This window comes from Reichenbachiella agariperforans, from assembly GCF_900142205.1.
GTDB classification, from domain to species: domain Bacteria; phylum Bacteroidota; class Bacteroidia; order Cytophagales; family Cyclobacteriaceae; genus Reichenbachiella; species Reichenbachiella agariperforans.
In genome coordinates this window covers 252,964-265,733 of the sequence record NZ_FRAA01000002.1, presented here as the reverse complement: position 1 = coordinate 265,733, position 12,770 = coordinate 252,964, and the positions used below count along the sequence as shown (strand labels likewise).

At 45.7% G+C, this 12,770-nt stretch carries 11 protein-coding genes; 6 read left to right on the top strand and 5 right to left on the bottom strand.

From position 1 onward, the window contains the following. Positions 1 to 103: 103 nt before the first annotated feature. A complete protein-coding gene (locus BUB99_RS07530) occupies positions 104 to 1,066 on the bottom strand; it encodes a methylenetetrahydrofolate reductase (protein ID WP_216011783.1) in 963 nt (320 codons plus the stop codon). Positions 1,067 to 1,074: 8 nt separating this feature from the next. Beyond that, positions 1,075 to 2,217 (bottom strand): trans-sulfuration enzyme family protein, encoded by a 1,143-nt coding sequence (locus BUB99_RS07525; protein ID WP_073121115.1) that lies wholly within the window; start codon positions 2,215 to 2,217, stop codon positions 1,075 to 1,077. A gap of 113 nt (positions 2,218 to 2,330) precedes the next feature. Here BUB99_RS07525 and BUB99_RS07520 point away from each other — a divergent pair, with 113 nt between their 5' ends. Then, positions 2,331 to 3,017 carry a TVP38/TMEM64 family protein gene (locus tag BUB99_RS07520; RefSeq protein ID WP_084190432.1) on the top strand — a complete coding sequence of 229 codons (687 nt, stop codon included), beginning with the start codon at positions 2,331 to 2,333 and terminating at the stop codon, positions 3,015 to 3,017. Here BUB99_RS07520 and BUB99_RS07515 read toward each other — a convergent pair. Next, positions 3,007 to 4,629: a mechanosensitive ion channel family protein gene (locus BUB99_RS07515; RefSeq protein ID WP_073121109.1), complete on the bottom strand. Its 1,623-nt coding sequence runs from the start codon at positions 4,627 to 4,629 to the stop codon at positions 3,007 to 3,009. The two genes, BUB99_RS07520 and BUB99_RS07515, sit on opposite strands and share 11 nt — an antisense overlap. A gap of 33 nt (positions 4,630 to 4,662) precedes the next feature. Continuing rightward, a complete protein-coding gene (locus BUB99_RS07510) occupies positions 4,663 to 5,574 on the bottom strand; it encodes a carboxylesterase family protein (RefSeq protein ID WP_073121106.1) in 912 nt (303 codons plus the stop codon). A 334-nt stretch (positions 5,575 to 5,908) separates the two neighbouring features. Here BUB99_RS07510 and BUB99_RS07500 point away from each other — a divergent pair, with 334 nt between their 5' ends. The 5 genes from BUB99_RS07500 (at position 5,909) to BUB99_RS07480 (ending at position 11,215) form a co-directional block, all read left to right on the top strand. Beyond that, on the top strand, positions 5,909 to 7,354 hold the full coding sequence (locus BUB99_RS07500; protein ID WP_073121100.1) for a BatD family protein: 1,446 nt from the start codon (positions 5,909 to 5,911) through the stop codon (positions 7,352 to 7,354). 83 nt (positions 7,355 to 7,437) lie between these two features. Continuing rightward, entirely contained in the window at positions 7,438 to 8,514 is a 1,077-nt protein-coding gene (gene aroC / locus BUB99_RS07495) for a chorismate synthase (RefSeq protein ID WP_073121097.1), read from the top strand. A gap of 81 nt (positions 8,515 to 8,595) precedes the next feature. Beyond that, positions 8,596 to 8,994: a hypothetical protein gene (locus BUB99_RS07490; protein ID WP_073121094.1), complete on the top strand. Its 399-nt coding sequence runs from the start codon at positions 8,596 to 8,598 to the stop codon at positions 8,992 to 8,994. Between the two features lie 130 nt (positions 8,995 to 9,124). Further along, positions 9,125 to 10,531, top strand: coding sequence for a dicarboxylate/amino acid:cation symporter (locus tag BUB99_RS07485; protein WP_073121090.1), 1,407 nt, complete (start codon positions 9,125 to 9,127; stop codon positions 10,529 to 10,531). A gap of 84 nt (positions 10,532 to 10,615) precedes the next feature. Further along, the gene (locus BUB99_RS07480; RefSeq protein ID WP_073121087.1) at positions 10,616 to 11,215 is read left to right on the top strand and encodes a NifU family protein; all 600 of its coding nucleotides are present in this window, start codon (positions 10,616 to 10,618) and stop codon (positions 11,213 to 11,215) included. A gap of 71 nt (positions 11,216 to 11,286) precedes the next feature. Here BUB99_RS07480 and BUB99_RS07475 read toward each other — a convergent pair whose 3' ends face one another. After that, entirely contained in the window at positions 11,287 to 12,762 is a 1,476-nt protein-coding gene (locus tag BUB99_RS07475) for a RagB/SusD family nutrient uptake outer membrane protein (protein ID WP_073121085.1), read from the bottom strand. Positions 12,763 to 12,770 lie beyond the last annotated feature (8 nt).

Genomic DNA, 12,770 nt, shown 5'->3' with positions numbered 1-12,770 from the left:
AGGACTAACAGTTGTTAGTTTTTTATGAAATTTACAAAAAAGCGCGGAGTAGCGCAATTTTTATTCTTCTCAAAATGAAAGGAGTCGTGGTTGGGCGTGTCGATCAGGAGTTGCCAGCGAGCAGCTCATTCTTCAATGCTGATGCACGCTGCATCATTTCGATCTCTCGGAGGAGTTCTATCGAGGCATCTATTTCTGCTTTGCGAATCGCGACGCTTTCGATGTTGAATCCTATCGGGATGCCTTTGACACGACTGTACTCCAGCAGTTCTTTGGCGACAGTCTTGCAGATATCCACCGAGCGAAAGAGAATGTTTTCGGAGTGCTTGAGGTCATTTCTGAGCCACTTAGGGATGTAAATCCCCAGCCACTCCATGAACTGTAGGGTCTTGAGCGAGCCACAGGGCGTGAGGGTGAAAATAATAGGAGCCAAAGGAGTCTTGGTCTCTAGGCAGTGGTAGTAGTAGTCTGATAGAAAGTCTTTGGCATTGTCTATACTGTAGACGCACTGGGAGATGAAAAAACTACAGCCATTTTCGATTTTTCGGGTCACCCGCAGGTGTTCGTCTTCCTTTTTGAAATGACGCTCTGGGATGGTGACACCACCGATGAGCACTTCGGAGGCAGAGGCGAGACGTGCAGCATAGGCTTCCTGTAGAGTGAGTCCATTCTCTTGCGCAGACGGAGACCCTACAAAAACAGAGTATTCTATTTTATTGGGGTTCTCTTTGAGCCAATCCTGAAAGCTGTCCGGGGTGAATTTGCCGACACTCTTGTAGACGATCTTTGGGATGTCGAGTGCGGTGAGGTATTGTGCACTATACACGCCTGGATCCAGGGTCTGCATGTAGGGAAATGGTCTAGGCACATCGGTGCGAGAGGACTCATCTTGTATGTCGTACAATACCAGTGCATCTAGTTTGATGTCCCTGAGTCGAGCGATCTGCTTGTCAGCGATCGCTTGTATCTTCTCTTTGTCAGTGGTGTATTTGGGAGGAGTCAGTCCGTAGAATAAGTACTGCCCTTTGTTTTGTAGTAGTTTGTCTTTCAGCATGCAATCAATCATGTAATCAGCTATTTGCCGAGGGCTTGTTCTAGGTCTGTGACTAGGTCTTCAGCATCTTCTATTCCTACACTCAGACGAATGAGCGAATCTTTTAGTCCCGACTTGATGCGTTCTTCTCTCGGGATACTTGCGTGGGTCATGCTGGCTGGATGACCGACCAGCGACTCCACTCCTCCGAGGGATTCGGCAAGGGTAAATAGCTTTAGTTTTTCCATCACTTGGATGGCGGGTTCGATTTTGTCATCCTTGAGTACAAAGGCAATCATACCACCAAAATCACTCATTTGCCTTTTGGCTACCATGTGGTTTTGGTGCTCTTCGAACCCAGGCCAGTAGACTTTACTCACTTTGGGATGAGACTTGAGGAAATGTGCAATTCTTCGACCGTTTTCACAATGTCTCTGCATCCGGATGTGGAGGGTTTTGACTCCTCTCAGTGCTAGAAAGCAGTCCTGTGGTCCGGGTACTGCCCCAGTAGAGTTTTGGTTGAAAGCGAGCTTTTCGTAGAGGTCGTGGTGATTGGTCATGAGTGCGCCCATGATCACGTCCGAGTGTCCTGAGATGTATTTGGTCACCGAGTGCATCACGATATCAGCACCCAATGTCACGGGGTTTTGGAGATAGGGTGTAGCAAAGGTGTTGTCTACGCAAAATAGCGCGTTGAATTTTTTGCAAACGCCAGCTAACCCTTTGATGTCTATGATGTTCATCATTGGGTTGGATGGTGTTTCTATCCAAACGAGTTTGGTATGCTCATTGAAGTGCTCGGATATACGGTTCAGTTCCTGCATATCGACGAACTTGAACTTAATCCCAAAATCTTGATAAGTCTGGGTGAATAATCTGTAAGTGCCACCGTAGAGATGAGTAGAGGTGAGAACTTCATCCCCAGGTTTGAGTAGTTTGAGCACTGCGTCTATGGCACTCATACCTGAAGCAAAGACCAACCCGTGGGCTGCATTCTCTAGTGCTGCGAGGTTGTTTTGTAATACGTCGCGTGTTGGGTTTTGAGTGCGTGCGTATTCATAGCCTTTGTGCTTGCCAGGAGAGGGTTGAGCGAAGGTAGACGTTTGATAGACGGGAGTCATGATCGCGCCAGTGGTGGGATCTGGCTCTATTCCCGCATGTATGACCTTGGTACCAAATTTCATAAGAGTTGGATTTTGGATTTCTACCCTCTAACCGATCGAATAATATCAATTGTTTTGAGGATTCGTGATTGACAAAAGTAATCAATATCAGATATTCGCAATTATAATTCATCATGACATTTGGAAGATTGACTCAGCTACGAATATTTAGACTTTTTAGGGAAAACCGACGCATGGCCGTATTGATGGCTTGGATGGCGATTGTGCCGATAGGTACTTCGTTGGTGAGTGGATATTTTTTGCTCGGAGCGGAGGAACTGATCGCTAATATGGTGACATGGCAGTGGCTATTGTTCTACGCATGCACCATGCTGACGATGGCACTGGCCATCACTCCGACAACTTACATTGCTTTGCTCAGTGGGTATTTTATTGGGATGGAAAGTCTGATCGGTGTGGTAGTTGCTTACCAAGGCGCATCCCTTTTGGGCTACATACTGGCACGAGGGATCAACCGCGGGTTTGTCGACCAAATCATCAGTTACTATCCCAAATCTGCGGGCTATTTTGATAACGTACTCGACAAGCAGGTGATGACGACATTGTTGGCACGGTTGTCACCCGCTTTGCCTTTCGCTCTCATGAACGTGGTGCTCTCAGCTGCTAAAATCCGATTGGCTAGTTTCTTTTGGGGTGGACTGATTGGGATGTTGCCTCGGACTTTGTTCTTTGTATGGGTGGGTAGTCAAGCGCACCAGCTGCGAGATGCTGTGCACTATGATCATGGCATGATCGCCAGTATAGTATTGACTATAGCGGCGATCTATGCGACGTTTTTGATGATCAAACCTAAGCCTTAGCTTCCATATTGAAATATTTGTTAAGCCTAGCCTGAAGGTCCTCCTTGGTTAGCGTGTATTCTGGCGAAAGGCTGGCTTGCCCTGGTAGATTTTCAACGTGTAGTGTCTGTGTTGGGAACGCAAAATGAACACTCAGCTCTCTTCCTAATTTTAGGATTTCCAAAATAATCTCTTGCTTGAATTTTAACTCGTCTGACCAAGTAGGTGCTGAGAAAAAGATATAGAACAGAATGTCAAGCGAGTGCGAGCCCATCTCACTGAGGTGAATCTCATAGTTGTCCTTGTTGGTGTTTGGGTGATGTAGGAGGATTTGTTCTAGCCCCTGCACAAATACCTCGATGCGTTCTGGAGGTGTATCATAGGTGATCGCCAGCATCGTACGAAACCTTCGGTACTGTCTGAGGCCATTGTTGTCGATGGTGCTGTCTGCTAACTGACCGTTCGGGACAGAGATCACAGAGTTCCTAAATGTCCGGATTCTAGTCGATCGAAATCCGACCTCCTCGACCATGCCGTCTATGTCATCACCTGCTGTGATCCAATCTCCGATCTGGAAAGGCTTATCTATGAAGATCATCATCGAACCGAAAAAGTTTTTGATGGTATCCTGAGCTGCCAAAGCGAATGCCAGACCGCCAATAGAAAGCCCTGTCAGGAGCGGAAGGATGGGGACATTCATGTTTTGCAAGATGATAAGTACACCTGCCACGATGACCATGGCGCGTAGAATCTTCTTGAGTAACGGTACGAGCTGGTCGTCCAGTTTGCTTTCTGTACGGTTGACAAGACGGGTCAAGTAGACCTCTAGAATATTGACCAGTCGGTAAAGCGAGATCATTCCGTAGAGAGGGATAAGTCCCTTGAGTGCCATGACTACATAGTACCCGACGATCTGTGGGAGCTGTAGGAGTGGATAGACCATGCTGATGAATATAAACACGCAGACCATGCCGATCGGCTTGGTGACAGGAAGTAAATATTTGCTGCCAATATTTTTCTGTTTGAAACGGTCGAGAAGGGATATGAAAACACGCTCGAATAGGAGGGCAAAGATATGTTTTATTAAAAAACTGGCGAACAAAATCGCTGCGATCCCTATGATTTGCCACAGTTTAAGCCCTAGGATTTTCATGCCTAGGACACTTTCTTTTATTTCTTCGCTGATGAGAAAATCTGTCCCGAATTTGAATATTTCTTTATGTACCGAATCGATTTGAGCGATTTCAGGAGGTTGGAACTGCCATCGTCCCCGACGCTTCTCTATGAAAATTTCGGGGTAGTTCTTATTGATGACATAGCGGTACTCGTTGGTCAGCGAGTCATAGTAGTCTTTGCTCTTTGGCACTTCGTCGAAAAATATGAATATGCCTGCTCCTTCTAAAATTTGCTCTAGTTTGACAGCATATTTTTCTTTCTCTTCTTGTTTGAGTGATGGGTTGTTAAAAACGATAGAAGCAGCGGGTAGATTTCTGCTCCCTGATTTGATGTTGGTCGAGAAGGTCTTTAGGGTCTCGTATGGAGACTCTAGCCTGCTCGTGATGGTGTCCTTTTGGACATGAGCCAGCGTGGAGAGCGAAAGAAAAAGGAATAGCAGTGTGAAAAGATGTCGCATATACATATCTTGATTTGGCTGCAAAAGTATGAATTATTGTTTTTTCTGCTTCAGCATCCAGTTGTAAATGTCCTCCCCTGCATAGACACGTTTCCAAGTGTCGTGACCTAGGTCTTCTTCCGTAGAAAAGCGAAAGTTCTTGTGCCCCGCTGCTTCTAGTGCATTCATGCCAGGGTAGAAGTATTCTGACTTGACTACCTCATCTCGTCCCCCTACTACGCACCATATGGGAGTTTGCGCACCAGCGAGTGTGGGCATCAGATCAGGGTGTCCCCAGCCGACGATAGGGCTGATCGCAGCGAACAGATCGGTGTGTTTGCTACCCATGTACCACGTCCCAAATCCTCCGTAGCTTAATCCTGTGAGATAAATGCGTTGGGTATCTACGCGATAGTTGTTTTGGACGTGTTCAATCATTGCGACCAAGTCTTCTTCTACCATTTCCCAACCGCGCATAGGGCCATAGTTTTCATAAGGGAGCGAGTCATTGGCTACTGATCCAGACATCTCTATTTGGGTCGGAAAGAAAGGCTCACGGCCTGGTGTTCCTTCTTGGAGTCTTTTGGGGGCATTTTCCACTTTTCTATTCAGTAGGTAAGAAACACCCAATGTATCGAACCCGAACATGTGTAGCTGCGGCATGATGATCAAAAATGGAAGGTCTCTGCGCTGTACCCATGCCTCATAGACTGGGCCATGCGCCATGGTATAGGCTAGTTCTTCCTGGCCATTCCCTCGCTCGCCGTGACCATGGAGGAACATCATGAGTGGCCAGTCGGCTTGCGTATCGTCGTATCCTTTGGGTACATACAGGTAGTAGTTGCGATCGCTTTGGTCTGTTTGACTCGTGTAGGGGATGGTTTCTAATCGCTCGGTACTCGGCGCTTTGCTTTGGCAGGCCAACAGGGTGATAGCAGCCAGTAGGATAGTAAAGTAAGATTTCATGATAAATAAAAAAGCCACAATTAAGTGGCTCAATTTAGTGGGATAATTTGAAATGTCGATCAAGAATTTTGGGGTACTGGTTTCCGAACTTTTCGTAGCACCATGCTCTTAATGCTTCGATTTGTTCGCCTACTGATGTTATTGCTTTTAAAAGCTCTTTTTCGAATAATGATCTGTCAAAACTTACTTTCGACAGAATCGTTTTTGAATACTCTAACATTTAACTTTCGGTTTAGTGCTGATTAAAAAGGCAGTTCGTCTAACTGTTTTTTATCGGGCGATGAATATAATAATTATCAATTAGATTTGCAATTTTGTCACTTAAATACGGGCTATGAGTAAAGTAGGTTTTTCCTTCATTATTTTATCAGTGTTAATGTCATTTGGGCTACAAGCTCAAAAGGTGAACATAGAGATGGGGCGTAACGATATCGCGCTCAACCAGCTCTTTACGATCACTCTAGAAGTACAGAACGCTCGCTTGCAGAGTTACAGCGGTTTCCCTGAAATATCGGGATTCCAAAAGCGAGGTACATCCTCATCATCGTCAACTAACTTCATCAACGGAGTTCGCAGTTCGACCCAGAGCATCACCCAAAACTATCTACCCACCGCAGAGGGGACTTTCAAAGTGGCTCCTTTTACGATTCGGGTCAACGGAGAAGATGTGAGATCGGAAGGTACGACTGTGCGGGTAGGGCCAGCGATACAGCAGCAATCTCGTAGACAAGATCCTTTTGGAGACCCTTTTCAGGATTTCTTTGGGCAGCGAAATCAAGCCCAGCCACAGGAGTTTGTTAATATAGAAGCGGATGCATTTTTGGCTCTCACGACGGACAAGTCTGCGGTCTATCCTGGCGAGGGTTTCACGATGACCTTGGCTTTTTATGTATCCCAAAACAACAGAGCCGAGATGCGTTTTCATCAGCTGGGTGAGCAGCTAGAGAAAATTATCAAGAAGATAAAACCAGCGAATTGTTGGGAGGAGAATTTTAATATCGAAAGTATTTCTGGTGAACCTGTGACCATTAATGGCGAGCAGTTCAACCAGTTCAAAATCTATCAGGCGACTTACTACCCGCTCAATAACGACCCTATAGAGATTCCAAAAATAGGGCTAGAATTGATCAAGTATCAGATAGCCAAGAACAGGACTTTCTTTGGGCAGAACAAAAAGGAAGAACTGGTCAAGTTCTACTCCAAACCAAAAACAGTCACGATCAAAGAAATGCCTGAGCATCCGCTAAAGGAGAGCGTGTCAGTGGGGAATTACAAACTGGAGGAGAAAATCAGTGACAGGTCAGTCCATACGGGCAATAGCTTCAACTATGAGTTCTCTATCGTGGGAGAAGGAAATATCTCAGGAATCAATGAGTTGCAGTTGAAGAGCGATGAGAATTTTGACCTTTTCCCTCCCAATACCAAGCAAAGTATCAACCGAAACAATGGGAAAGTAAGGGGGCGTAAGTCTTTTAGTTTTTATGGCATCCCTAATGAGCCTGGAACTTTCGACATGGGAGATTACTTCAGTTGGATTTATTTTAATACCCGAACGGAGAAGTATGATACTTTAAAGTCTGATGTGACCCTCGTCGTGACAGGGGAGAGCAAGAAGAATGAATCCATCCTCTCCAACGATATGGGGTCATTCTACGATGCGATGGATATAGAGAATAATAAGCTCGTATCGCTAGATAGTCGCAAAAACCTACGAACTGTCATCAATGTTATTATTTTTGCGATGATAGGTCTGGTCGTAGCGCTGATGTTCAAAAAGTAGCGTTTTCGGACCGAAAACAACACCCCACTTTAAATATTCTTCACGGAGGCTGATAATCGATCGTGAGACAAAAAATATAGTAGATGAGCAATTCATTTGGATCAGTTTTTAAGATCACAACATTCGGAGAATCACACGGCAGAGCTTTAGGTGTCACCATTGATGGTTGTCCAGCAGGTATCACATTGGATATGGATTTTATCCAAGACGAACTGGCGAGAAGAAAGCCAGGGCAGTCTAAGATCACGACACAGCGTAAAGAGCCAGATTCGTTTGAGATATTGAGCGGTGTGTTCGAAGGGAAAACGACGGGTACGCCTTTGGCGATGGTGATTTTTAATACGGATCAGAAAAGCAAAGATTACTCGCACATCGCGGATTCTTACCGACCTTCTCATGCAGACTTTACCTACCAAGAGAAGTATGGAATCCGTGACTATCGTGGAGGTGGACGCAGCTCGGCGAGAGAGACTGCCGCGCGTGTAGCAGCAGGAGCTGTTGCCAAACTGGCATTGCGTCAATTGGGAATCCAAATCCATGGCTATGTGTCTCAGGCAGGGGATATCAAAACCAGCAAGTCTCATACTGAGTTAGATTTTTCGCTCACTGAGTCTAATATCGTGAGATGCCCAGATCTAGAGGTGGCTGATGATATGATCTCCCTCATTGATAGCGTGAGAAAGGATGGAGACACCATAGGAGGAGTGGTGAGCTGTGTGATCAAAGGCACGCCAGTAGGGCTAGGCGAACCAGTGTTTGACAAGTTGCACGCTCGATTGGGTGCAGCAATGCTAGGCATCAATGCCGTTAAGGGCTTTGAGTACGGTAGTGGTTTCGAGGGAGCCAAGATGAGAGGCTCTCAGCACAACGATTTGTTCGATAGCAAAGACGGAAAGGTCACCACACGAACCAACTTGTCTGGTGGTATCCAAGGCGGTATTTCGAATGGGGAGGATATTTACTTCAATGTCGCCTTCAAGCCCGTAGCGACGATTATGCGTGATCAAGATTCAGTTGATGTCCATGGCGAAGCGGTGACTGTTTCGGGCAAGGGGCGCCATGATCCATGTGTTGTGCCTAGAGCCGTACCTATCGTAGAAGCGATGGCAGCCTTGACGATTTTAGATTTCTATTTGCTCCAGAGAACAACAAAGCTTTAGGGGGCAAAATAGGTTTAATCACTTATTGACTTAATATCAGTTAAATCAGTAGTTTTGTGCTTTTTAAACAAAACTAAAGTCATGAATTCATTTTACGAGAAAGAAGGGTTTGTCACGGCTAACATAGATTTAAGTGACAAATCTATGTATATAAAATGGGCCAAACTATCTAATGACAGTGTGATAGAAGAGTGTTGTTTAGCTCAGATTGAGCAGGTCAAAAATGGAGTGATAAGAATGTATTTGGATGTGTCAGATGCAGTAGGGGTTCCTAAACAGGAAAGACAGAAATGGTTTGAGACAGTTTTGTTCCCTGCGTTTTCTGAGCATGGGCTAAAGGTCGCAGTAACAATTTTGCCAGCAAGCGCTATTACCAAATTGGCCTCAAAGAAGTGGGTTGAAACGAGTTCTCCCTTTTCATTTGACATGTTCGAAGCGAAAGATTTGGCATCAGCAAAGGAGCTTGCAAAAGGGTACTGACAATATTTTTATAATTAGCTTATCAAAGCGGAAACTTAATTTGTTAAGTTTCCGCTTTGTTTTTATACAAACCTCAAAATTGTTTTCTTAGTATTCTTGATGCTGATTATTAGGAATTAATAACCCAAAAATGAAAAAATTACCCTTACATGTCAAAATAATACTGGGGCTGGTCGCTGGTGTTGTTTGGGCACTGATCTCTAGTGCCCTCGGTTGGAACGAATTTACGATTACATGGATCGATCCGTTCGGGACGATTTTTATTCGATTGTTGAAGTTTATCGCAGTGCCGTTGGTGCTATTCTCGATCATCAGTGGAGTCGCTGGACTCAGTGATGTATCGAAGCTGGGTAGGTTAGGCGGTAAGACTTTAGGCGCTTATCTTGTCACGACGATCGTCGCGGTAGGGATAGGTTTGGTACTGGTGAATATAGTCAAGCCTGGTGCCTTCATGGACGATGAGCAGCGTTTGAAAAACCGTATCGCTTATGAGATGTGGCTCAAGGACAACGCTATGAGTCCAAAAGATGGTGAGTGGTATATCAATATGCCTGCGAACTCACATCTGATCGATGAAAGCATGAACAATCAGATCGCTGTAGAAGATCTGAAAGAAGTAGAGAAAAAGATGGCTCTGGCCAAAGCACAAAAGGATGCTAGTCCGCTACAGTTCATTGTAGATATAGTACCTGAGAATATCGTGATGTCCATCTCCAACAATAAGTTGATGCTACAGGTGATTTTCTTTTCGATCTTTTTTGGGATCACGATCGTGATCATCCCTCGAGAGAAGTCTCAGCCAGTTGTCGACTTCATCGAAGGGCTCAATGCTATTTTTCTCAAGATGGTAGATATGGTGATGCAGGCTGCGCCTGTGTTTGTATTTGCGCTATTAGCAGGAGTGATTGCTAAGATGGCAGATACACCTGCGGAGGTATTGGAGATCTTCCTAGGATTAGGGTCATATTCGTTGACATTGCTCGCAGGATTGGCATTCATGGTATTTGTGTTTTATCCAGTATTACTTAAAATTTTCGTCCACAAGATCAGTTACAAAGAATTGTTCAAAAACATCAGCCCGGCGCAGTTCTTGGCATTTTCTACCAGTTCTAGTGCAGCGACCTTGCCTGTAACGATGGAGTGTGTGGAGGAGAACATGGGAGTACCGCGTAACGTGACCAGCTTTGTATTGCCAATCGGCGCAACGGTCAACATGGACGGGACGAGCCTGTATCAGGCAGTGGCAGTAGTGTTCTTGGCGCAGCTGCACATGGTGGACTTGACCGTGGCACAGCAGTTGACTATCGTACTCACTGCTACGCTTGCTTCGATAGGAGCGGCAGCTACTCCGAGTGCAGGGTTGGTGATGATGATCATCGTGCTACAGTCGGTGGGTTTGAATCCTGCGTGGGTAGCGATTATTTTTCCAGTAGATCGTATTTTGGATATGTGCCGTACAGTCGTCAATGTGACAGGTGATGCTACAGTATGTACGTTGATCGCTAAGTCTGAAGGGGAGCTGGAAAAGTATTCCTAATCAACCCAACCAATTTATGTGCTTCACGTCCTAAGTGATGTGGAGCAATTCCACTAGTTTTGCAAAAGAAGAAAAGATACAATCATGGAAGACGGAGTAAAAAACGCACCAGCAACGATATACCTAGAGTCAAACCCAAACCCAAACACACTCAAGTTTGTGGTCAATTATTTTTTGATTCCAGAGGGAATGAATTTTGACTATCCGACAGTGGAGTCAGCGACCAATTCTACACTAGCACAGGAGCTATTTACCTTCCCGTTCGTCAAGGGCGTGTTCGTGATGAGCAATTTTGTTACTGTCACGAAGGATGCTGAGACAGACTGGGCAGAGGTACAAAACGGGATCAGAGATCACATCAAAAGTTATTTGGATTCAGGACAGTCAGCTGTAGACCTATCCAAGGCGTATGAACAAGCGCAGACGGAGGAGCAGGCAGCAGCACCCGTATCAGCACTCGATGAGAACATCAAAGGTATCCTCGATGAGTATATTCGTCCAGCGGTAGAGCAGGATGGGGGGGCGATCAGCTTTCATTCGTACCAAGATGGTGTAGTGAAAGTGGTCTTGCAGGGGTCATGCAGTGGATGCCCATCGTCTACGCTGACATTGAAAGCAGGGATCGAAAACCTACTAAAGAGAATGGTGCCAGAGGTAAAAGAAGTAGAAGCGATCAACGGATAACATCAGTTGTCTTTAAAGAAAATAGAAAAAGCCCTTCGTCGAAGGGCTTTTTTGTTTTGTAAGGCTCAGACTCATGGGTTCTCTACGATCAGATTGTTGGTGGCGCTTTCTCCACTAGGGATAGGCCAGATGTAGTTGCTGGCTCCTGGGTTGACAGCAGGAGCTGTGCCGATCGCACCTACTTTTGCGGGTAGCGTAAGACCTCTCCGCTGTAAGTCCCCCAACCTGTGTCCTTCGCCGACTAGCTCAATTCTCCTTTCTTTCCATATCGTGTTGAGCAAGGCGTCAGTAGTATTGACCGCTGCATCGGCAAACACATGGCTGGGGTTGGCTCGGTTTCTTACCGCTTGCAGGAGTTGTGCGCCTAGGGTCAGATCGCCCGTGTTGGCTGCTGCTTCGGCATAGTTTAGCATAATCTCGGCGTAGCGAATGACAGGTACATAATCCCTAAAAGGTGCAACGGTAATGGAGAACTTTGTTAACACTTTTTGGTTATTGGCATTGGTCGTGACGAGCAAGGAACGACTGTCTTCTGGACTGTTGAGTGCTGGATCACTGGCTATGCCCGCGGCTGCCATGAATATGATGGGTTGACCTAGATAGTTGAAAGCCAACGAACTCTGGGTCGGGGGTGTTTCTGTGGTAGAATTAATAAAGGGTATCGAGAATATGGCTTCTGGACCTGTATAGCTACCACCAAACACTGTAGCGATATCGGTTTCTAACTCATGCGTAATCGTGCTAGTCACATACTGATAGGGCATGGTGCTAGGGACAAGTTTTGAAGATTCCGAGACGACATTTGGGTAGTCCCCTTGTAGCAGGTAGACCCTAGATTTCAAAGCAATGGCGGTAGCTTTGTGCGCCCTAGAGGTATTGAGCAAGGCTGTGGGGTAGGATTCTGGCAATTCCGTTTCTGCTTCGTCTAAGTCTTGGAGGATTTGATCATAGACTTCTGCGACGGTGCTTCGCGCGAGGTTGTTGTGTCCAGAGGTTCTAATGGGCGACAAGCGAAGCGGTACGCCCAATCCATCTGGATCATAAGTATAAGGCCGAGCGTAGGTCTGTACCAAACACAAGTAACTCAACGCTCTTACATATTTGGCCTCTGCCATATAAAATGCCTTTGTTTCTTCTGTGATCACGTCCGTATCTTCTAGTGCACTGAGGAGGATGTTGGCGGAATTGATAGCGGTATAGGCAGCCGACCATACGTTGTTGGCAAAGTCATTGGTAGAGGCGACACTTTGATTCCAGACAGCCGATCCTGCTGCGGCATTGCCATCATTTTGTCCAAACTCATCTGCTCGCTGTTCATTGAAGACGATGTATCTGCCACCATACAGGGTCGGGTTTTGCAGTTGTCTGTACAGGTTATTGACTTGAGCGAGTATTTTTCCTTCCGTACTGAAAGCTTCGGATTCTTCAATGGCTGTTTGAGGCACAGTGTCCAAAAAATCATCGTTGCAAGCAGACAATCCCAAGAAGGGAATGAAGCTTACAACTATTACTTTCCAATTGAACCCTGTCTTATATGTACTATTCATTGTTTTAT